Source organism: Fischerella sp. (assembly GCF_013388695.1).
In the GTDB taxonomy this organism is placed as follows: domain Bacteria; phylum Cyanobacteriota; class Cyanobacteriia; order Cyanobacteriales; family Nostocaceae; genus PCC9605.
Genome location: NZ_JACAEU010000113.1, coordinates 16,127 through 39,483, shown reverse-complemented (window position 1 = coordinate 39,483; position 23,357 = coordinate 16,127). Strand labels below are relative to the sequence as shown.

The following is a 23,357-nucleotide window of genomic DNA, read 5'->3' as shown; positions in this document are numbered from 1 at the left end:
TATTTTCATCATAGAAAAATAGTTTGAGGAATTTGTGAGGTTTTAAGAACACCCCTACTAGTTTGTCAAATTTGAATTCATGGACTCAAAGTTCGTAGTCAGGACTTTAGTCCTGAATTTTTAAGCACGCTTGTGCTTACTACAAACCCTCAAAACTAGTGGTCTGTCCCATTAATTTTGATGAGTTGTAAAAGATTGTAGTTAGGGCTTTAGCCATGGAAATTGAGCGATAAATCGCTCACTACAAACCTCTCATAATTAATGACATAGACCACTACACCCCTACGCACTTTTCCACATGCTGTGAAAAGTCAGATCCATCTGTCTGAACTGTAAATATGCAGATGCAATGCAATCGCTCTCATTCCATACCAACAACATTAGAGCGATCGCTTCTGGCAGCCTGTGCCTGTTTATCGTGCAGGCATAGCTGGTCTGGGAGGCATCCTCATTTCTAGGGGAACCATTGGTTCCGATACTTTAAAGTTTGGCAACTGAGACTTGAGCAGCTGCTTCTGGCGATCGCTCAAACTTGGAATCTCTAATACATCCTCAACCTTGTTGTAAGGTCCATTGGTGACAATCAATTTTGCCAGGTTCGGGTAGAATCCCTGACAATCTTTAAATTTGTGAAAAAACTAGCTAATTTAGCTTTACTCTCACAGTAAAAAAAACTGTGTGAGGAAATTGTGAGGAAACCGGAAGTTTGACTGTAAAAAATTTCTTACCTGGAACGCCCCAAAGTAGTAATATATAACACAGCTTCATCAGCAGGTATACCTAAAACTTCATTGACTAGATCATCAAAGAAGCCACCGATACCGCTGACGCCCAAGCCAAGATGAATTGCTGCTAAATTCAGCCTTTGCCCCAAATGACCCGCATCCATATGTAAATAACGGTAAACGCGATCGCCATATTGAGCAACTGCTGCCTTCAAATCTGCTGTATGGAATAACACCACTGCCGCATCTCGACCTAAATCTTGTCCCAAGCAGAGAAAGTGTAACTCCCGACGGAAATTTTTAAAGCGAATTTGTCGTAATTCTTGCGCTTTGGGTGCGTAATAGTAACAGCCTGACTCAAGTCCTTTGACACCGGAAACGGCGATAAATGTTTCTATTAAATTCAGGTCAAAGTAGTCTGGAGAAATATCTAAACCTTGGTCGATGTAATTTTGGGGTTGATAAGTGAAATCAAGTAAGGCTTTTAATTCATCAAATGTTAAATCTTCACCTGTGTAAGCACGGGTAGAACGTCGCTTGAGAATAGTAGCTTCCAAGTCTTCAAGCTTTTCGCCCCACTGCACGGGCGTAGTGGCAGTAGAAATTTTTTGACAGAAAGGAAAATTGTACTTATCCTCCAAGGACTTTTCTTGTTTGACTTCCGGCAAATTCAGCTTGCCAGTTGTGCCTGGTTGGATTTGGGTGGCCTTGTGAAAGTAGTTCAACAACTCACCATCGGGAATTTCAGGATAATTAGTTTCGGTGGCGGAGGGTAGGGCAGTTCGCCATGTGGGCAAGTTTTGTTTAATATCTAGTAAATCAGCTAGGGGAAGAATTGCGATCGCTCCTTCCTGTTGAGGATCGATATAAAGTAGTTCATTGACCGCTTCATCCACAAAGCCACCGATTAAATGAGGACGATAGTCAGTAATAGCACTTGCTAACTCGATGTTACCCAAAAGGTGTCCTGTATCCAGAAAAATCCGGCGGTAAGCCCTATCTTCATAGCGCCATGCCGAACGATAAAAAACAGCAGTGGTAATAATTGCCAGTTGCGTACTTTCCAAAGCAGGATGCCAAAAACAAGCTGCTTGCAAAGCTTGCCAAACATCACTTTCCCAAAAATGCATCAAGGAATGAGTCCGACACTGGTAGTTATACAGTCCTGGAGGCAATAAAGGCGTACCGCGAGAAACTACGTACACCTCTGCTGGATACAAACCACCAGCACTAGGCGCAGCACGGAGATACACCGCGCTTCCCATAGAAGGCATTCTGGCAGTCAGTCCATAGCTGCAAAACAAAAGCCGCGATACTCTTTGCCACCATTGAGCGTCTGAGTTGTTGACAAAGGCCTCAGACTGATCTTGAATGTAGGGCTTGAGATCAAAAGTTGAGCCAATTTTGTACTCTTTGAACGGCACAGGTTGCTTTGCCCAGTCTAACCCCTTATGTTTAGAGGCTATAGTTTCAGGGTCATACTTAGTGCGTTCGTGGTAGTGCTGGGCTATGGAGTGGCGTAGTTCGGGCATAAGAGTTTAAATACGCTTCTGCTACCTATCTTGGCATTCCTGAGCACCATCGTTTCGTCATCATCAGTACAAACCTTTGAGGTTTTTGTATTATCACCCATAGGTGCAATCTATAACTGTCTACTCAATAAGGGACTTCCAAATAAAAAACATCCCAAATTTTCTTGTGAGATGGATGTCCCCACCCGTCCCATCCCAGAGGGGGGCAGGATGCTCCGAAGTTTGCCGGAAAGAACATCTCCCCGGCAACTTCTCTCCACTCCACAATCCGGGATAATTTATTTCTTAGAAATCCCTAAGTAGGTGGGTGGAAATAAACATAATGCGAGTTACGAAAAGTAAACACGCCTAAAATCCCTACCAATGACGTAGACGCGCTTTACTCGGCTTCGGTGCAGGGTATGACGAATGACGAATGACGAATGACAAATGACAAATGACAAATGACCCTTACGGGTTCGCCAGTCGCTCATGGGGGGAACCCCCAAGACCGCGCTGGCTCACAAATGACGATCTTCACGAGTTAACTTTAATTGTGCCGATCTACTTATCACTAAAACCCTGCTATTTTTGAAACGTCAGGAAATTACCAAATGCGCCTATCGTTCTAAAGTTATATCCAGGGACTTTTGTAGTATAGATACTGAAAATGAAAAAGTTCTGGCGCTCGGTTGATTGAGTAATAACGTCTTTGATATTACTACTTTGAAAAGCCAGTCCTGTTGCCAGTCCAGATTTGCAGGTAGTGGCTGTCAGTTTGCTAACACCCTCCCACAACTGTCCTTGTGGCAACTGTGGCCCATTACAAACAGCATTTTGAATCTCGCTGGTAAGTCGGTTTGCGGCATAGTCAACATAGGCATTGTTATTAGGGTTGGTAAAGGACATTACACTTGCAACACCAGCGATCGCTATCAGTGTGAATAGGCTTTTACTTATACCTTGACGACTTCGCAATGATGCCTTCATAGTTTTCTTGTAGAAATGATGCAGCTGACTCGTTAAGTGTAAATACAACAGCAGTTACCTCTATTTCTGAAACTTAAGGCAGCTATGCTACTGAAATCAGGATGGCTATATTTTGCTTGTCATTGAGTATTAAAACTGTAATAATCTGGAGTAGGGCTAATAACAAAAAATAATTTAAGCGATAAGTTCGGTGTTTTGGCTTGTAATGGCTTGATTTGATTTTTGCTGGAAGACATGAAATTGTAAACTAAGCATTAAGTAAGTACTACATACTACCTCCCACCAACGTTCTATTTGTTCGTAATTAGTGACGCGGAAATCAGACCAACCTATGTAATTTTTACTGTGCTTACAGCCGTACTCTAACCAAGTTATTAATCCATAAGGATTACGTACTGCTGAAGGAATAGATGCTGGTAAATTACTCATTAGGAACAAAGTAAAGTTGTCAGAAAAATTTTCTCGGTCAGTGGTAACTTGCCAATAGCGGGTTTGTCGATGCTTTCCGAAGATAATTTCACGAATGTAGCTTTCTTCGGTCTTGCCTTTAGAGAACAGCCTGTGGAATTTCTTCCATCTGGTGTACCTAAGTCTCTGACTCGGAGCTAGCCAAAAACCATAATTACTTCTAATCGCAACGATGAAATTGAGTTGAAATTGATTGAGGACACTAATCAAAGAATCGCATTCTTCATACACAGTATCTGCTAATACCAAGTCAAATTTGAACCCTCTCTCTTGTAGTTCTTGAATTATCTCGGCAGCTAATTGAGGTTTTGTTTTAAAGATGTCTTGCGGTTTCAGTCTTTTTAAAGGTTTGAAAATTTTAAAAATTAAGGGAAAAATCAGACCGTCTACAAAAGCATAGGCATTGACTGAAACAATTCCATTTTCGACTGTGCCTAAATTGCCAATATATTGTCTGTCTACATAATCGGTAGTTTTACCTTTCTTTTTATCTCCACTATCATCAATGATCAAAGTAAAACTTCTTCCTTCTAACACCTGACGAATAATAGATAATCTCTGATTTCTCAGTTCTTCTACTTGCCAAGGTGATTCAGTCAAAAAATGAAGTAAAGATTGATGGCTGCTTAAACCTAGATATTGGGCAATTGCAGGCAGTGTTTTACGAGGAATATCAGAAATTAGACCCAAATGCAGCCATTTGAAGAATTCAAAGCTTCTGACTTCTGGGAAAAGGTGCTGGTAAGTTGCACAATAGTTATCAACAAAACTGACGGTAGGAACTGCTTCCCTGGGGTGTGCCATACATTAACTCCAGAAAAAGGGATTGATAATTATTAGTCATCTTTTTTCAACAGCGTCACATAATATAACTAAAGATTACTAACTGTTCTATGAAGCTTTCTTGAAGTAAATGTTTCCAGCTTTTTCTGCTTTTCATAAATTTTGATATGAAAGATTTTATTTATAAAAATACTTTATGTATTTTTACGTAATATTACAATATAAATAAACATATTTGAAGCATCATGCAAGTTGCTTGATTTCAACAATATAGTTACACTTTATTTGCTGCTCACTGATTTATATCTCTGCAAATTATAAAAACATACTACTTGTCAATGTCTATATTTATACTCTTTACAAAAAGATAAGAACATGAATAAAGGTATGACGCTGCATGGATTAGGGGTGTAGCAAAAGTAGTTATCTTTTTCGTTCCTACTTGACTTTTAACCCTTTCCTACAGGTGGCAAAAGTTATTTTTGCAAAAGGTCTGTAGCAGCTATATGGTCATACTAACTTTCGCAAATACTTATCTAAATTTTTTGACAACAATGCAGTCGTCATAATGATCGTTAGGACGCTCATAGTTTTGTTTATCCACACCCAGTTACTATTTAATTGTTGAGGTTGCTTATTAAAAAACAATAAACCTTTTGAGAGATGAATTGTCAAGAAGGGTCTGACCAATTAGTAAATAACAATAGATAATAGTGCTGAAAACTAAAGCATAAATATGGATAAAAAACAACTAGGAAAAACAGGTGTAGATGTTAGTGCCATCGGTTTAGGAGGTATGCCGATGTCGTTAAGCAACCGCCCCTCAGAGTCGCGATCGCTTAACGTTATTCATCGCGCTTTGAAATTGGGAATCACTTTCATAGACACCGCTGATTCTTACTGCAAAGATGAATCAGATAAGCACCACAACGAGCGATTGATTCATAAAGCCTTGCAAACTTACGATGGCGATACAAGCAAAGTGATTGTCGCAACCAAGGGTGGCTTGATGCGTCCCAATGGTAACTGGACACGTAATGGCAACCCAAAACACTTACGTGAGACTATTCGCATCAGCTTTGAGGCTTTAGGTGGTAATAAACCTATTGATGTATGGCAATATCACGCACCAGATCCTGACTATACCATTGAGGAATCCCTAACACCAGCCAAAGAAGCACAACAAGCGGGGATCGTTCGTTTTGTGGGAGTTTCTAACTTTTCTGTGGAACAAATTCAAAGGGCACGGGATGTAATTGATATCGTCTCGGTGCAAAACCAATACAATCCTTGGTATCGCCAGCCCGAGTTTGATGGCGTACTGGAATATTGTGAGGTGCCCTCGATGTGAAATTATCTGATCAGGAAGTCGAAAGAATTGATCGAGAAACGATACCATAATTAGGTAAAATAACAAGTCTGCAAACAAACAGGATGCTTGCTGACTGGAGACGCGCTTATGGCTCGGATGTATTACGACGCAGATGCAAATTTAGACCTTTTAGCCGGAAAAACGATCGCCATCATCGGTTATGGTTCCCAAGGTCATGCCCACGCCCTGAATCTTAAGGATAGTGGCATGAACGTTATTGTCGGATTATATCCGGGCAGTAAGTCAGCAGCTAAAGCCCAAGCCGCTGGGTTAACTGTCAAGAGTGTGGCAGATGCAGCCAAAGCTGCCGATTTGCTGATGATTTTGTTACCTGATGAGGTACAAAAAACAGTTTACAAAAACGAAATTGAACCCCAGCTAGAAGAAGGGAATGTATTAGCTTTTGCCCACGGGTTCAATATTCACTTTGGTCAAATCGTGCCACCACCTGACGTAGACGCGATCATGGTAGCACCCAAAGGGCCCGGACATTTAGTACGGCGGACTTACGAAGAAGGACAAGGAGTACCTTGCTTATTTGCAGTTTTTCAGGATGCTACCGGACAAGCACGCGATCGCGCCATGGCTTATGCTAAAGGTATCGGTGGAACCCGTGCTGGCATTCTCGAAACCACTTTCCGCGAAGAAACCGAAACCGACTTATTCGGCGAACAGGCAGTATTGTGTGGTGGTTTAAGTGCCTTAATTAAAGCTGGATTTGAAACTCTGGTAGAAGCTGGTTATCAGCCAGAATTAGCTTATTTTGAATGTCTCCACGAAGTCAAACTGATTGTTGACTTAATTGTGGAAGGTGGACTCGCTAAAATGCGCGATAGTATTTCTAACACTGCTGAATATGGTGACTACACTCGTGGCCCTCGGATTGTCAACGAACAAACTAAAGCAGAAATGCGGAAGATTCTCAGCGAGATTCAAACTGGACAATTTGCGCGGGAGTTTGTTCTAGAAAACCAAGCAGGCAAACCTGGATTTACCGCCATGCGTCGTAAAGAAGCCGAACACTCAATTGAGGAAATCGGTAAAGACTTACGCGCTATGTTTAGCTGGATGAAGAAGGATTAAATCAAAATTATGAATTATGAATGATAAATTATGAACTGTTTTTTCATAATTCATCATTCATAATTCATAATTATTTAGTTCCTATTGACGCAATAAACCAACTAAGTGAGTGATTTCTGGCAGGATTAGTTTTTCCATTGCCAAGCGCACGGCGTTGCTGGAACCAGGTAGAGAAAAGATGAGTTTACTTTGATAAATACCAGCAACAGCGCGAGATGCGATCGCCCGCGAACCAATTTCTTGATAGCTTAAAAATCGAAACAACTCACCAAACCCAGGCAAAGTCTTTTCTAGCAATTTTTCTATCGCATCGTAGGTAGTATCTCTCGGCGCGATGCCAGTACCGCCATTAAAAATCACAGCATCCAAATTGGAAGTTTTACCCAGTAGTTCTAACTGCCCTTGAATTTGGGTTGGTTCATCTTTAATAATCGTATAGGCTCCAACTGCATGATTGGCATCACGGAGTAATTGCTGAATTAATTGACCACTTTTATCTGTTTCTTGGGAACGTGTATCGCTAACGGTAACAACAGCACAAGTTACCGTTATCCCGGATTGATCGGGGTGAGGTTGGTGAATCGCAGTCATTAGTCATTTGTCCTTTGTCATTTGGCATGTGTTGTTTGTTGGTTGTTGTTTGTTCCAATCAACCATCAATTACTGTATGGGCGGGTTTAGCTTTTAGGACTTACGCACTGTACAAATTTCTTATCTTGTGACTTAACGAAAATACGTCGTTTCAGGCTTTTATCAATCATCCTTTGATAAATAGCGATCACCTAAACAGTGTCGAAAAATCAAGGTTTAATGCCTGAAAACCATACTTCATATTTGGTATTTTCTGTCAATGCGTAAGTCCTAGCTTTGATACTTGTGGGCTTAAATGACGGGATATTTTATAGAAACCCGCCCCTACTAACCACTAACCACTAACCACTAACTATTAACCAATGACCAATGACTCATTAAGATTTATTGAATCCCAAGCCATTTTCTTCTGCATAGCGCTGCATAAATCGCATAAAGCGATCCCATTCATCCTTGGATTTCATCAGGTAAACTGCTTCCAACGCTTCTGGTTTACCGTTGATAAATCTACCTTTGACTTCGCGGGTGATTATTTCCCCTTCTTCATCAATCATGTACATGCCAGTGATGTCTTCGGTATTGCCAACATCCAATGCTTTTGGATTTTGAAAAATAAACGTTGCAGTGCCACTTTCACCACTGCGCGATCGCGTCAAGCGCACTTCTGGAATTACTTCTTCGTCGATACCCCTTGAAAACTGGATTTTTGCCATTTTGAGTGTATTTAAAGTTTTGTGATGCTTAAATTAATATTCTCTCACCATTTAGCACCAATAAGTCTAGATTATGGCTAGATTTTTTACCTACGTGTAAACACTTAGCTTGCTTCTTTTTCTAGTAGTAAAGTCACGGGGCCATCATTTTCGATTGAAACTTGCATCAGCGCTCCAAATTTACCAGTTTCCACTTTTAAACCACTCTCACGTAACTTAGCAACAAAACGGTTATATAAATCTTCGGCTGTTTGAGGGGCTGCTGAACGGTCAAAAGAAGGACGGCGACCTTTGCGACAGTTGCCGTAAAGCGTGAACTGGCTTACTACCAGCAACTCACCGCCAAATTCTTGTACAGATTTTTGCCACCTGTCGCCACCTTCTTGATCGGGAAACAGCCGCAATTCCAAACATTTACGTACCATCCAGTCAAGTTCGGCATCAGTATCTGTCTCAGCAATACCTACGAGTAAGTTTAGTCCTCGTCCAATTTTGCCGACAATTTCACCGTTCACTGTGACTTGAGATGATTTAACCCGTTGGACAACAATACGCATAAATAATTATGAATTATGAATTATGAATTATAAACTTTTCATAATTCATAATTCAGCATTCATCATTTTCCAAATCCTTTGCCACGAGAAGTGGAAGGAATACACAGGCAGTTTTCTAGTTGTTCTCGCAATTGTTCGCGATCTAAATTTTGCCCAATCAGCACCAACTGATTTTTCTTCTCACCTTTCCACTCATCATCATCCAAAGTAAAGCGCTTACCGCAAAGGTGGAAAATATGCCGTTTGGGACTTTCATCAAACCACATAATTCCCTTGGCACGGAAAATGTTATCAGGGAGTTGGTTATCTAAGAAATACTGAAATTTCCTGATTGCAAAAGGTTTATCACTTTCAAAAGATAGTGAGGTAAAGCCATCATTTTCTAGGTGATCGGAATGATGATGGTGATGGTGTTCATGGTCATGGTCGTGGTCATGATCGTGATGGTCATGACCGCATTCAGAGTGGTCATGATTGTCGTCATGGTCATGATGGTGATGTTCACGATCATGCGCTTCGACAGTATCAAAATATTTGTCTGATTCAAACAGACCAACGCTAAGAATTAAAGGTAATGGCACTTGTGCCTGCTTGGTGCGAATAATTCTCGCTCCTTCCTTAACTTCCCTAATTTTGGTTTCCAAAGTTTGCAATTCTTCCTCAGAAACTAAATCTGTCTTATTCAGCAGAATTACATCGCCATAGGCAATTTGACTGTAAGCAGCCTGAGAATTAAATAAATCCAGGCTGTAATTTGCCGCATCTACAACAGTAATAATTGAATCTAAACGAGTTAAATCTCGCAATTCCGTGCCAAGAAATGTGAGAGCAACTGGTAGCGGGTCTGCAAGCCCAGTTGTTTCTACAACTAGATAATCGATATTTTCTTGGCGTTCTAAAACTTTGTAAACGGCATCAACCAAATCATTATTAATGGTGCAGCAGATACAACCGTTACTTAACTCCACCATATTATTATCGTCAGCAGAGATAATTAACTCGTTATCGATGCCAATTTCACCAAATTCATTTACTAAAACAGCGGTTTTCAAACCCTGCTGATTGGTCAGGATATGATTGAGTAAAGTTGTCTTTCCACTACCGAGAAAACCAGTAATAATTGTTACTGGGAGTCCTTGTTTTGCGGCATCCATTGAATGAGATTCAGAGGTAACTGCTTGCATAGCACTGCTATCAAAAAAGTCAATTTAGAAATGTAGCGCAGAGAGTCCATAAAACACTAGCATAGGGATGCTGGATAAACGTCCCAGCTGCTTTAACCTATTATTGCGTATCTGATTAAGTATTACTGTGTTATGACCCTAACCGTTTACAATACCCTCACTCGTCGCCAAGAACCGTTGGAAACAATCGAACCAGGAAAAGTTAAGATGTATTGCTGCGGCGTGACGGTATATGACTACTGCCATTTGGGTCATGCCCGTTCATACATTGTTTGGGACTCCATACGTCGTTACCTGCAATGGCGCGGTTATCAGGTGCGCTACATACAGAATTTTACTGATATTGACGACAAGATCCTCAACCGTGCGAGAGAACTAGGTACAACGATGGAAGCAGTGGCAAATCGCTTCATCGATGCTTATTTTGAAGATATCCGGCGCTTAAACGTCATGGATGCTGATGAATATCCCCGGGCAACGGAACATATCCCAGAAATCCAGGCAATGATTAAAGCCTTAGAAGCAAAAGATTACGCCTACGCTGCTGGTGGTGATGTCTATTACAGAGTGGAGCGTTTCCCCACTTACGGCAAGTTATCGGGACGAGATCTGGAACAAATGCAGGCAGGTGCTAGCGGTAGGGTAGACCTAGAAAATTCGGAAGGTAGAAAACAACACCCCTTTGACTTTGCCCTATGGAAAGCTGCTAAACCAGGAGAACCTGCTTGGGACTCACCTTGGGGTAAAGGTCGTCCGGGGTGGCATATTGAATGTTCGGCGATGATTCGATCGCAACTTGGTGAAACAATTGATATTCATAGTGGCGGCGGAGATTTGATATTTCCCCATCACGAGAATGAAATTGCCCAATCGGAAGCCGCCATCAAAAAGCCGTTGGCACGCTACTGGATGCATAACGGCATGGTAATGGTAGATGGTAAGAAAATGTCCAAGTCCTTGGGTAACTTTACTACCATTCGCGAACTGTTGGCTCGCCCAGTCGATCCGATGGCAGTGCGGTACTTTGTACTGCAAGCCCATTATCGCAAACCACTTGATTTTACAGATGAAGCGATCGCCACTGCTTCCGGTAGCTGGAAAACCCTTAAAGAAGGATTACTCTTTGGCTATCAGCACGGCGAAAAACTTGGTTTCACCAATAACGGAAATCAGCTAGATCAAGAAATCATCAAACGATTTGAAGAATCGGGAGACGATGACTTTAACTTTTCTGTTAGCTTAGCAGTGCTATTTGAATTAGCCAAAGAACTGCGCCGCGAGGGAAATCTCCTAGTGCATGAAGGCAAAACCGAAACGCCACCAGAAGAGTTATTCAAACAATGGCAGACTCTCGTCACGTTGGCAAGAGTTTTAGGTTTGGAAGCCACGGTTGAAGAGGAAGTGTCCCAGGGTGGTATCACTGATGCGGAAATTGAGGAGTTAATTCAAAAACGGCAAGAAGCGAGAATAACTAGGAATTTTGCTGAAGCAGATCGCATCCGCAATGAATTGCAAACCCAAGGCATTACTTTAATAGATAGCCGTGAAGGTACTCGCTGGCATCGGAATTGAGGGCAAAAATCTTTGAGGAGCAATACCAATGTATAAAGCTCATCCTGATTTCATCCCGCCAGATAATGAAAACCAACTTATCTGGCGATATATGAATATTTCCAAGTTTTATCATCTGATCAAAACACAGACTTTGTATTTTTCTGCTGCTTGCCAATTTCAAGACCGATTTGAAGGGTCATATACGAAAAAACAATGGAATATGACTTGATGAAAATTAGAACTGAGCCTCAGAATTTAATCAGTTCTAGTGACCCCAGAGAAATTCGTGCCTTGGCTTTCGAGGGATTAAACGGTTGTTCCTTCATCCAATCACAACTATAAGTAAGACACAAGAGTAAGACAGAAGAAAGTTCTGTCGAGAGTGACAGACAGTGCAGGGGATTGTAGTGCACTATGACATTCTTCACCTGGACTCTGTTACCGTATTTTAAGGTTAGAATAATCAGGTCTTTAAGGACATCTAATCATCAACAGCCACATTGCCTCTGAATAACAGATAACATCATATATATATGAACGCTACACAAGAACTATTAAAAGAGAAATTACAGCAGGCTTTGGTTGCAGCCTTTGGCGCTGACTGCGCCGATGTAGATCCGATGTTGGTGACTGCAAGCAATCCTAAATTTGGTGATTATCAAGCGAATGTGGCTTTATCTTTAGCTAAACGTTTAGGACAACAGCCACGAGCGATCGCTCAAGCCATTGTCGATAAACTGGATGTATCGGAAATCTGCAAACCACCGGAAGTGGCTGGCCCTGGCTTTATCAATCTCAAATTGACAACAGAATACTTGGAAACACAACTCGCTGCCATGCAAGCAGATTCCAGATTGGGAGTTGCTAAAGCAAAAACCCCAAAGCGCGAGATTGTAGATTTTTCCAGTCCGAACATCGCCAAAGAAATGCACGTCGGACACTTGCGTTCCACAATCATCGGCGATAGCATCGCCCGGATTTTAGAATTTCGGGGTCATGATCTACTGCGCTTGAATCACGTTGGTGATTGGGGGACGCAGTTTGGAATGTTAATTGCCTATCTGCGGGAAGTTTACCCAGAAGCCCTCACGACTGCAAATGCTTTAGATATAGGCGATTTAGTCAGCTTTTATCGCCAAGCCAAAAAGCGGTTTGATGAAGATGAAGCTTTTCAAGAGACTGCACGGAAAGAAGTCGTGAGATTACAAGCAGGTGCAGAAGACACACTCCATGCTTGGAAACTGTTGTGCGAACAGTCAAGGGCAGAATTTCAAGAAATTTACGACTTACTAGATATTAAACTGCAAGAGCGTGGCGAATCTTTCTACAACCCCTTATTACCAAAAGTTGTAGAAGATTTAGAACAGACTGGGTTGCTAGTAGAAAACCAAGGAGCAAAATGCGTTTTCTTGGAAGGCTTTACTAACAAAGAAGGTGAACCACTGCCCCTGATTGTGCAAAAATCTGATGGGGGTTATAACTACGCCACTACAGACTTAGCCGCCATACGCTACCGGATTCAAGAAGACCACGCCAAAAGAATAATTTATGTTACAGATGCTGGACAAGCAAATCACTTTGCCCAGGTGTTTCAGGTAGCACGCAAGGCGGGGTGGGTTCCCGATGATGTGGAATTCGTCCACGTTCCCTTTGGTTTGGTGCTGGGTGAAGATGGCAAGAAATTCAAAACCCGTTCTGGGGATACAGTGCGGTTGCGGGATTTGCTGGATGAAGCGATCGCCCGTGCGCGTGCAGACTTAGAAACCAGATTACAAGAAGAAGGGCGGGAAGAAACTGAACAGTTCAAAGCCCATGTTGCGAAAGTAGTTGGCATTAGTGCGGTAAAGTACGCCGATCTCAGTCAGAATCGCACCAGCAACTATATCTTCAGCTACGACAAAATGCTATCGCTCAAAGGCAACACCGCACCCTACATGCTGTACGCTTACGTCCGAACACAAGGAATTAGTCGGGAAGGTAACATTGATTTTGGACAGTTGGGAGCAGATGCCAAAATTCTACTACGTGAAGACACAGAATTAACCTTGGCAAAGCATTTGTTACAGTTGGACGAAATCATCGGTGATGTTGAGCAAGATTTACTGCCAAATCGGTTATGCGAATACTTATATCAACTGAGTGATAAGTTTAATAAGTTCTATGAAAACTGCCCTGTTCTCAAATCTGAGGAACCAGTGCGGACATCGCGGCTGGCGCTGTGTTATTTAACAGCTAGAACCCTCAAGCTGGGGCTGTCTTTGCTAGGTATTCAGGTTTTAGAAAGAATGTAAATAAAACCTAGAAGTTTACTTGGTGTCTTGGTGTCTTGGTGGTTATACGTCGAGCGTTGTTTTATGTGCGGTTGCTATCTCAACGCCTATATGCAAAGCTTTGCGCCCCTACTAACCACCAACAACCAACAAATCAGTGAACAGGACAAGATGCAGATGGCAACCACTGATTGTGAGGAGTCACTACAGGAGCTTGTGTGACTAATTGGATATCGCCATTAGCATCAACTATCCAACCAGAGGCTTCGACAATGGGAGCGCTAGCAGTAGCTACCTTTGTTGGTTGTAGTTGCATTTGTGCTTGAGTAGGTTTGCCTCGGCTTCTTACCCACTCTGCCAGCGTCGCGGTATCTTGTAGCAATTCTGTGGCACTCAAGGGTAAACCGCCGCGCCCCGTAACAACAAATGAACTCTGACGTTGTGGACTTCCGGGAATGCAAGCGGTGGAAATTTGTTGGGTTGGGTCAACTATATTAGTAGGCAGTTCGATTAATCCACTACTCGGATCTACGTTTGGCGTGTTGAATATAACTCTTCCTGAGGCAACAATATCACTTTCTGATGTTTGCTGCTGTCGAAATTGAGTTCCAAAAATGCCGTCAGAACGGATAGTTATATTTCCGCCTCTGCCTGTGAAAGCATTGGTAAGGATGTCGCTATTTTCTGAGGGTACGGCGACAATAAAACCAACATCAGCAATAAAATTACCACCACTACCACCAGTTTTGGCTGTGCCTGAAACAGCAGATATCTCACTGTTGCGGCGTAACAACAGTAAATCTCGCACTTTCAGCAAAATATTTCCTTCGGTACCCGCTGCTGAGTTAGCTGTTAGTTTTCCTTGGTTATCCAAGCGAATGGAGCGAGATGTAACTTTTAGGTTGCCTGCGTCTCCTGCTCCTTGATTACTCACTGTCACAAGAGCGCCATCTTTGATGATTAATTGATCGGTGTCGATTGTCACGTCTCCAGATGCTCCAGTTGGCGATGGCGGCAGTCCAAAAATCTGGAGAGCAAATTCATTTTCAATATTAGCACCAGCACTAATCAGACTAGGAATAGAAGTCCCAGGCAATTTGCCACTTACCTCTACAGATTTAGAAGCGTTGATAGCAATATTTCCAGTTGAGCCACTCGTTGTGGTCAAAGAATCTATTCTGCCTCCATCCCGAATTGCCAATTTGCCTGTGTTGATAGTTATGTCGCCAACATCTCCAGTGTTGAAAGTCGAAACACCTAAAAAGCTCACTGGGGATTGGAATGGCCCTGCTCCGCTAACTTCTACTGAATCAGAGGCATCTATAGTTACATTACCACCTGGTGCATTCGTAAAAGTAGCAGTGGATATGCTTGACCCTCCTCGGACAGCTAGCTGTTGGGTTGAAATTGCAATGTCTCCTCCCTTGCCACCTCCGATAGTGACTGGGGAAGATACAGAAATTAGTCCTGCTGCGATCGTTCCGCCTATTTCCGATGTGATACCACCTTTATTGTCTAGGAAAATAGATCGAGCATTGATCCTCACGTTCCCTGAAGTTCCTGAACCATCACTTCTTGTAGAGACTAAAGCACCATCTGTGATTTTTAACTGACCCGTGTTAATTGTCACATCTCCAGAAGACCCACTTGGCACGGGGGGCAATCCAAAAAGCCGGCGGGCAAATTCATTCTCAATAGTGGCACCAGCACTGATCAAACTGGGTTCATCAGTTCCAAGTATTTTACCACTCACATCTACAGATTCAGAAGCATTGATAGCAATACTTCCTGCTAAGCCACTCGCTAAGGTGGAAGAATCAATTCTGCCTCCATCTTGAACTATCAGTTTTGGTGTATTGATAGTCAAGTTACCACCATTTCCATCATTGAGCGTCGAAACACCGATCAGGCTTCCTACCGACTGGCTTAGTTCTGCACCGATGACTTCTACAGATTCGGTTGCATTGACGGCAACATCTCCACTAGAGCCTTTCCCAAATGTACCAGCGCCTAGCCTCGATCCATTGAGAACCCTTAACTGCCCAGTGGAAATGTTGACATTTCCTGACTTTCCAGAACCAAAGGTAGAACTACCAATAAAACTAAGCGCTCTCGGATTAAAAGGCACAAATCCGTCTACTTGCACAAAATCCGAGACATCCACATTGACATTACCACCTGCTGCATTCGTAAAGGTAGCAGTGGAAATACCTGCCCCTTTCTGAACAATAAACTGTTGGGCTGAAATAGCAATGTCCCCTCCCTTAACAGCTCCCACAGTGAAGGGAGAAAAGACAGAAATCTTTCCGCCTACGAAGGTTCCCCCCAATTCAGATGTGATGGCAGCGCCACCATCGAGAAAAACAGAACGAGCGTTAATTCTAATATTTCCGGAAATTCCTGACCCATTATTGCTTGTCGTCACTAGAGCGCCATCTGTTACCTTTAACTGACCAGTATTAATTGTCACGTCTCCAGAGGCTCCGCTGGGTACAGGAGGCAAGCCAAAAAGCTGTTGTAAGCTTTGATCTACCAGGTTAGCAGAGGAGGAGACTAGACTAGGATTTACAGAGCCTGGTACTGTACCTTTTATTTCCACGAACTCAGGGACGTTGATGGTAACATTGCCAGCTGCACCACTTGCAAAGGCAGAAGCACCAACTCTTCCCCCATCCTGAAGTGTTAATCTAGGTGTATTAACTGTCAAGTTGCCAGCATCTCCAGCATTGAATGCGGAAGCAAGAAAACCACTAGGTGGAAACAAGTTGGGTTCGACGCCAAGGATTTCTATAGAATCAGTAGCATTGACGCTGAGATTTCCTCCCTCCCCAGTTCCAAAAGAGGCAGAAGCAACGGTTCCTCCTCCAGTTGTGGTTAAACGCCCAGTGGATACTGTGTTATTACCTGAATCTCCAGGGCCAAAAGTGGCAGCAACGATAGAACTAGTAACGCTGGGATTAACTGCACTTGCTCCATTGACTTGTATCGAATCGAAGGCATTGATATTTACATTGCCGCCTGTTGCTGGGCTGAGGGTTTTGGCAACGATGGTTCCTCCTTCTTCCACGACTAATTGCTGGGTGGAAAGCTCAACATCTCCTCCCTTACCTGCTCCTACTGTTTCATTTGTCAGGCTGCTGCGGATTGTGCCATCGGCATTGGTTCCACTTACTTTTACAGACTCTCTGGTGTTGACTTTTATTGCTCCTGCCGATCGCAACCCTTGATTTTGAATCAAAACAAGTGAGCCATCGCGCACCGAAAGATTTCGTCCTTGTACTTGGATAAAGCCACCACTAACACCACTGGCATCTGCTAAGGCTTTTTGAGATAGCTCGATATCACCGAAACCAAGCACTTCTTCATAGCCGAAAGTCCAGCCACCGGAAGTAGGATTGAGACTAACTAAACCTCCAGCTACGCTGCCTAACTCAACCCGTCCTCTTTCTGCTGTCAGTGTACCTCCATCTAAGCTGATATTGCCCCCCACCAAGGCTAGGGTTTGACCTGGCTGCACCCGCAAACCCGTTGAACTGGCACTTCTAGTTACGGGCGAGAAGATGGGACTGGCAACTGTGAAATCGTGTCCTGTACCTTGGACGCGAATCGCCGCTGGATTCTGTCCAAATTGCAAGCCGACTGGAACGCTGATTGTCAGCAAGGGGGCAGATTGAGATGTAGTAGCGCTGAACTCAAAGCCATCAGCAAATTTCAAGCTACTAGCAGTACTAGCAACAAAGGAACCGCCTATATCCAAACGCGCATTTTGACCAAAAAGAATCCCGTTGGGATTGATTAAAAATAAGTTGGCTATACCATTAGCACGAATCAACCCGTCAATGTTTGAGATTGATCCGCCCGTGACTCGACTAATTATGTTTTGAATATCCGCACTATTGTTAAAGAAAGCTGCGCTACCAGTCGGTAAAGAAAACTCGTTGAAACTGTGGAACAGGTTGTTACCCGCTCGGGTTCCACCATTGATATTCCAGGTGTTACCCTCTCGTGTGACAATAGAATTACTGGGTATAGTGTCATCAGAAGTAACCTGGGCGATCGCACAATTTGCAGAGAAAGTATAGATACCAACTATCCCCACCCCTAACTTTTGAAACCAGCCCCAAAAATTACTGAATTTAAACATGGCGATCGCTCTATTGCCGGTAGTATTTAGGTGCACTAAAGTAATAAATACTACTAATAATTAAAGGTACAACAGTGGTTAATGTTACAAGAATAGCTCTATACCAGTATAATTACTGAAGGCACAACTTGAAGCACCAACTAGGAACTAAGAGATACTAACATTAATCATCAGCATAGTAGCGTCTTTTTTCCAATTGTGCTGTCAGAGCGAGTATTTGGATGTTAGCGATTTAAGCTCAAGTTAGCTAAAGCTGCTGAGATATTGCACAATTCTCAACAAGAGCTAGGTTCAACCTGGCAGGTGAGGGTTTGGAGGTTCCGCCTTCCAACTATTGCAAACAATGCAAGATGCAAATTTGAACAGATTTTTAGAGACACGCTGTTTGAAGCATCTCTACACGATCTTTACTTTAGTTGAGCGCTAAAGTAAAGGTCATTCATGACTAAGCTAAAAAAATTTATATTTTTAATTGCTTATGCGTCCTCGCCAACAAATAACGGATATGTTCTCCACATTCGTGCAGTTGCAGGGAGACAGATTTAGTAAATGGTTAACTGACACCAGATTGCGTCTAAGTATTCAAAATTGTTTGCAACACTTCCCAGAAACTTATAATTCAGAAAACTTTTTGACTCTTTACTGGCACAAACACTGGCAAAACCAATCTACCAGTCTCGCCAAAATGCATTTGTCTGCTTATTTACAAGAACAGTTTTATTGGGCTGCACAAGCAACAGTTGCCAAGTTGACAAGCAGTCAGTACAGCTTGGCTGATTGCTTTCAACTTGCCAATGCTGAAGTCGAAAGCATCCTTAAAGAATTCAATCCTAATATCAGCAATAACTTAAAAGCCTATGCCAGCATGGCGATTCTCAGTCGGCTGAGAGATATTTTACGCCAACGCCGGGAAGCTGATTTTTGCACAGACTGGTCATTGTTACGCAAGGTAAGTAAAAAGCAACTATTAGCAGCTCTTAATCAGGCTGGATTATCACCAGTTTCCATTGCTCAATATCGCCTAGCCTGGACTTGTTTCAAACAACTGTATGTCCATAATCAGCCTGGAGGTACGGGTAAGTTAGCAGAACCCAGTCACCAAGTTTGGGAAGCGATCGCCAACCTCTACAATAGCGAACGACAAAGCCAACTAACTCAAGCTACCAAGCAATGCAACGCAGACACCATTAAACAATGGTTAACCCAGACAGCAATGAGTGTGCGTACCTATCTCTATCCGCCTGTTATTTCTCTGAATATTACTAAAGATGACACCAATATAATGCTTGATTTGCCAGATCCATCTTCTGATTCATTAATAGCTGAACTGATAGCCGAAGAGGACGCCCGCAATCGAGCAAACCAACAAAATCAAATAAATAACGTATTATCAAATGCTTTACAGCTTCTTGATGCACAATCTCAAGAATTACTAAAACTTTACTATCAACAGGGACAAACTCAGCTACAAATCGTACAACATTTGCGGCTGAGTCAACCAACAGTTTCCCGACGGCTGGTTAAAGCCAGAGAATCCTTGCTGGCAGCATTAATCAAATGGAGTCAAGAAACAGTGAATATTTCTGTGACTTCCAACCAAATTAAAGATCTGAGTACCGCTTTAGAAGAATGGCTGAAAAATCATTTAATCGTCAATTATGAGTTATGAATTGATTCAGGTTGTCAACATGACTTACCAGTTTGGTAATCCGAGAGAATGGTTGTTAGAAACCTCACCAACACTCCAAGCACAGTCTTGGCGGCAAAGCTTGATTTATGCTACGCCTGCCAGTCGTTGGTGCGCTTATATTAATCAAATTTGTCTCGATACCTTTTTGAATTGGACCAAAACTGAATATTTTCCCGAAGCTACTGTCTGGCCAAATGCCCATACCATGACAACTTTTTGGGAATTTGTAAATGGTACAGCAATTTTATTAAGAAATCAGCGAGTAGTTTTAATTCCCAGCGAAGCGATAGATGATAGCGAATTAGAAATACCTCAGGAATGGGTAGATATTCCTAACTGGGCACCAGACTATTATTTAGCAGTCCAAGTCAAACCAGATGGTGAATCGGTGCGAATTTGGGGTTACATAACCCATAAACAACTCAAATCTGTTGGTAGCTACGATCCAATAGACAGGACTTATTGCATAGACGCACATGATTTAACAAAAGACCTCAATGCTTTTTGTTTAAGTGTTCAATTTTGTACAGAAGAAGAGACTCAAGCTACAATAACTCCACTACCAGAACTATCAACAACTGTTGCCGAAAATCTCATATCAAGATTGAGTAATTCAACAGTTACTTTTCCTAGGCTGGCTATACCATTTACAACTTGGGCATCGCTACTTGCAAATGAACACTGGCGACAGCGCTTATACGAACAACGGCAGCAATCACGATCTGTCAAAGGGCAAGAGCCAGTGAATCTCAGCCGTTGGCTCAAAGGTATTTACGAGACTCCTTGGCAACCTATTGAAACTATTTTAGGTTCAAACTCAAAAAGTTTAGCCTTTAATTTTAGAAGTGTTGCTGGCTTAAGATCTGCCAGTGTCAGACGAGCCAAGCTGATTGATTTGGGAATGCAAATCAAGTCTCAGAAAGTGGTGCTACTAATTGCCTTGATACCTGAGAACGATAGACAAGTTAGTGTTCGCGTCCAACTACATCCACCTCTTGGAGAAATCTACTTACCTGCAAATATCAAGCTGGCTTTGCTTTTAGAATCAGGAGAGACGATTCAAGAAGTACAAGCTAGAGAACAAGATAACTATGTGCAATTGAAGCGCTTTGATGTAGAAGTGGGAGAATACTTTAATATCCAAATTGCCCTTGATGGTTATCAGATCGCAGAAAGTTTTGTGGTTTAGTAATTAGTTATTGGTTGGTGGTTGGTAGTTGTTTGGAACAAACAACAAACAACAAACAACAAACAACGAACAACAAAAGCAAAATGAGTAAATTAGTCGTTATCAGCTTGTTAGGAGGAGACTTAAATCGAGGATTCCCTGTAGTTACTGCTCAACTATGGGATGTGAATCAATCTTTCCCAATGAAATTCACAGGTAGTTTGCCAGCAGTACCTGAACTAGGCGAACTCTACAAAAGGTGGCGGTTACTGTATGAAGCCGTACATTATCGTTTGGGCAGCAATCATCGCATTAAAGTGCATTCCCAAGATATTACCAATATCTCTGTGCATGACTTTGATAATGTATGTCAAAAGCTAAAAGCAAGCATCAATGGGTGGTTGAATTCAGAGTCATTCCAAAATATTGAACGGCAGTTGCGGACTTTGCTCAGTCCTAATGACGAAATTCGAGTGATTTTTGAAACAAATGTTGCTTTACTGCATCGGCTACCTTGCCATTTGTGGAACTTTTTTGAGGATTATCCGAAAGCAGAATTAGCTTTAAGCAATCAGGAATATACGCCTCCTCAGATCATACGAAAATCTCCCACAAACAAAGTCAATATTTTAGCAATTCTGGGTAACAGCTTTGGTATTGACGTTGAGAAAGACCGCTCTTTGCTACAGAATTTGGCTGGTGCAGAAACTGAATTTCTGGTGGAACCAACACGTAGAGAAGTTGATGAACAACTATGGAATCACGATTGGGATATTCTGTTTTTTGCAGGACATAGCGTTAGTGTTGCTGATGGAGAAACTGGGCAAATTTACATCAATCAAGACGAAAGCTTAACAGTTTCGCAGTTAAAGAATGCGCTGAAAGCGGCAATTACACGGGGTTTAAAACTGGCTATTTTTAACTCCTGTGATGGAATTGGCTTAGCGCGAGATCTGGCTGATTTGAATATTCCGCAAATGATTGTGATGCGCGAAGGGGTACCAGATGTAGTAGCGCAGGAATTCTTGAAAAACTTTCTCCCCGCTTTTGCTGGTGGTAAGCCATTTTACCCAGCTGTGCGAGAAGCGCGGGAAAGACTCCAAGGACTAGAAAATGACTTTCCCTGTGCCAGTTGGTTGCCAGTTATCTGCCAAAATCCTACGACTATTCCAGTTGCTTGGCAAGAACTGTGCGGTAGAACCAGTGACACTAAGTCTGATTCCACGAAAAGCAAAATTTCGACTTTTCAGCATAACCTCCGGACTATACTGCTTAGTACTGCGATCGCCACAACTTCAGCTATCGGTTTGAGATACTTCGGAGTGTTTGAGAAAGCCGAATTACAAACCTTCGACCAAATGATGCTACTACGACCTCAGGAAGAACCAGATCCCAGATTGCTGATTGTGGAAATCACTGAGAAAGACATCCAATCTCGACGGGAAATCACTTTAGGTTCAAAATCAATCTCGGATAATACCCTAGCTCAGTTACTCAAGCAATTACAAAAGTATCAACCGCGAGTAATTGGAGTGGATATCTATCGAGACTCTGCCGATCCACAAGATCAGTCAAATTCGATAAATCTCGCCAGTGAACTTAGCAACGAGAATGTTGTTGTTGTCTGCAAAGGCAAGGATAGCACATACGACCCCCAAGGCGTTAAACCTCCAGAGGGAGTACCTGTAGAACGTCAGGGTTTTACTGATGCAATCCACGATCCAGATGGTATCGTTCGCCGCCAAATTCTAATGATGGCGCAGGAGCCTTCATCTCCTTGTGAAACACCTCACTCACTGAGTTTACAACTGGCTGCTCGTTATTTATTTTACGAAAACATAACACCAGAATTAACCGAAGATTATATAAAATTTGGCACTAAGGTCATCAAACGCTTGAAATCTGGTCGCAGTGGTGTTTATCAACAAGGAACGGATTTAGGAGGCTTTCAAATACTAATCAATTATCGTAATGCTTATTCTCCAAGAATTTCTCTTGCAGATGTGCTTAATGGTCAGATTAGCCCCGATTTAGTTAAAGATAAAATTATTCTCATAGGGGTTACTGCTAATAGTAGCAGTGATGCTTGGTCAACTCCCTACAGTGGAGGGCAGCAATATTACCAGAGAATACCAGGCGTTTTGATACAAGCCGAAATGACCAGCCAAATCTTGAGTGCTGCTTTAGACAAAAGACCCATTCTTTGGATTTTGCCTTACTGGGGTGATATTCTATGGATATTTGGGTGGTCCTTAGCAGCTAGTCTGATAGTTTGTCGCAATCGTTCATTCGTAAGTAAAAGCTGTATAATAATTGCTACGGTTTTCATCCTATACGGTGTGTGTTTAGTAAAAATTTTTGTACCAGGATTATGGGTTCCATTTATTCCCTCTGCCTTTGCTGTGGTTACAAGCAGTACTGTGATGTTACTTGCTGATAAAAAGATGAATGATAACTACTTAAATATACAGAACCGTAAATTTTCTTAAATAATACTTAAATCTTTGACTTTTTTTTAAATTACTTAACCTTGAAATCCTATTCTAGATTTATA

General features: G+C 42.2%; 14 protein-coding genes and 2 pseudogenes. 7 read left to right on the top strand and 9 right to left on the bottom strand.

Going from position 1 to position 23,357, the window contains the following annotated elements; all coding sequences use genetic code 11:
* Window positions 1-413: 413 nt before the first annotated feature.
* From HXY43_RS15275 to HXY43_RS15260, 4 genes and pseudogenes are all read right to left on the bottom strand, one after another.
* Window positions 414-629, bottom strand: a pseudogene (locus HXY43_RS15275) (hypothetical protein); the annotation flags it as partial.
* A gap of 95 nt (window positions 630-724) precedes the next feature.
* The gene (locus tag HXY43_RS15270; RefSeq protein WP_290884245.1) at window positions 725-2,257 is read right to left on the bottom strand and encodes a SagB/ThcOx family dehydrogenase; all 1,533 of its coding nucleotides are present in this window, start codon (window positions 2,255-2,257) and stop codon (window positions 725-727) included.
* A 564-nt stretch (window positions 2,258-2,821) separates the two neighbouring features.
* Window positions 2,822-3,226 (bottom strand): DUF4359 domain-containing protein, encoded by a 405-nt coding sequence (locus HXY43_RS15265; protein WP_290884243.1) that lies wholly within the window; start codon window positions 3,224-3,226, stop codon window positions 2,822-2,824.
* Window positions 3,227-3,400: 174 nt separating this feature from the next.
* Window positions 3,401-4,498, bottom strand: coding sequence for an IS701 family transposase (locus HXY43_RS15260; RefSeq protein ID WP_290884241.1), 1,098 nt, complete (start codon window positions 4,496-4,498; stop codon window positions 3,401-3,403).
* A 715-nt stretch (window positions 4,499-5,213) separates the two neighbouring features.
* On the opposite strand from HXY43_RS15260, the pseudogene HXY43_RS15255 reads away from it, so the two are divergent.
* Window positions 5,214-5,813, top strand: a pseudogene (locus HXY43_RS15255) (aldo/keto reductase); the annotation flags it as partial.
* Window positions 5,814-5,936: 123 nt separating this feature from the next.
* Window positions 5,937-6,932, top strand: coding sequence for a ketol-acid reductoisomerase (gene ilvC, locus HXY43_RS15250; RefSeq protein WP_026736433.1), 996 nt, complete (start codon window positions 5,937-5,939; stop codon window positions 6,930-6,932).
* Window positions 6,933-7,013: 81 nt separating this feature from the next.
* Here the strand turns inward: ilvC and HXY43_RS15245 are convergent, their stop codons facing one another.
* The 4 genes from HXY43_RS15245 to HXY43_RS15230 all read right to left on the bottom strand — a co-directional run bounded on the left by HXY43_RS15245 (window position 7,014) and on the right by HXY43_RS15230 (window position 9,977).
* Window positions 7,014-7,523: a molybdenum cofactor biosynthesis protein B gene (locus HXY43_RS15245; RefSeq protein ID WP_290884239.1), complete on the bottom strand. Its 510-nt coding sequence runs from the start codon at window positions 7,521-7,523 to the stop codon at window positions 7,014-7,016.
* A 377-nt stretch (window positions 7,524-7,900) separates the two neighbouring features.
* Window positions 7,901-8,236: a photosystem II reaction center protein Psb28 gene (gene psb28 / locus HXY43_RS15240; protein WP_026736431.1), complete on the bottom strand. Its 336-nt coding sequence runs from the start codon at window positions 8,234-8,236 to the stop codon at window positions 7,901-7,903.
* Between the two features lie 104 nt (window positions 8,237-8,340).
* On the bottom strand, window positions 8,341-8,793 hold the full coding sequence (gene dtd, locus HXY43_RS15235; RefSeq protein ID WP_026736430.1) for a D-aminoacyl-tRNA deacylase: 453 nt from the start codon (window positions 8,791-8,793) through the stop codon (window positions 8,341-8,343).
* A gap of 62 nt (window positions 8,794-8,855) precedes the next feature.
* On the bottom strand, window positions 8,856-9,977 hold the full coding sequence (locus HXY43_RS15230) for a GTP-binding protein (protein WP_290884235.1): 1,122 nt from the start codon (window positions 9,975-9,977) through the stop codon (window positions 8,856-8,858).
* Window positions 9,978-10,109: 132 nt separating this feature from the next.
* On the opposite strand from HXY43_RS15230, the gene cysS reads away from it, so the two are divergent.
* The gene (gene cysS, locus HXY43_RS15225; protein WP_290884233.1) at window positions 10,110-11,549 is read left to right on the top strand and encodes a cysteine--tRNA ligase; all 1,440 of its coding nucleotides are present in this window, start codon (window positions 10,110-10,112) and stop codon (window positions 11,547-11,549) included.
* Between the two features lie 515 nt (window positions 11,550-12,064).
* The gene (argS, locus tag HXY43_RS15220) at window positions 12,065-13,822 is read left to right on the top strand and encodes an arginine--tRNA ligase (RefSeq protein ID WP_290884231.1); all 1,758 of its coding nucleotides are present in this window, start codon (window positions 12,065-12,067) and stop codon (window positions 13,820-13,822) included.
* A gap of 133 nt (window positions 13,823-13,955) precedes the next feature.
* On the opposite strand, the gene HXY43_RS15215 is transcribed toward argS, so the two are convergent.
* Window positions 13,956-17,945 (bottom strand): filamentous hemagglutinin N-terminal domain-containing protein, encoded by a 3,990-nt coding sequence (locus tag HXY43_RS15215; RefSeq protein ID WP_290884229.1) that lies wholly within the window; start codon window positions 17,943-17,945, stop codon window positions 13,956-13,958.
* A gap of 478 nt (window positions 17,946-18,423) precedes the next feature.
* Between HXY43_RS15215 and HXY43_RS15210 the strand changes: the two genes are divergently transcribed.
* The 3 genes from HXY43_RS15210 to HXY43_RS15200 all read left to right on the top strand — a co-directional run bounded on the left by HXY43_RS15210 (window position 18,424) and on the right by HXY43_RS15200 (window position 23,292).
* Complete coding sequence (locus HXY43_RS15210; RefSeq protein ID WP_290884227.1) at window positions 18,424-19,614, top strand: sigma-70 family RNA polymerase sigma factor; 1,191 nt, start codon at window positions 18,424-18,426, stop codon at window positions 19,612-19,614.
* Window positions 19,604-20,824, top strand: a complete 1,221-nt coding sequence (locus tag HXY43_RS15205; protein WP_290884225.1) for a DUF1822 family protein — start codon at window positions 19,604-19,606, stop codon at window positions 20,822-20,824. The genes HXY43_RS15210 and HXY43_RS15205 overlap by 11 nt, the downstream gene beginning before the upstream one ends.
* 83 nt (window positions 20,825-20,907) lie before the next feature.
* Window positions 20,908-23,292, top strand: coding sequence for a CHASE2 domain-containing protein (locus tag HXY43_RS15200; RefSeq protein WP_290884223.1), 2,385 nt, complete (start codon window positions 20,908-20,910; stop codon window positions 23,290-23,292).
* Window positions 23,293-23,357: the final 65 nt, after the last annotated feature.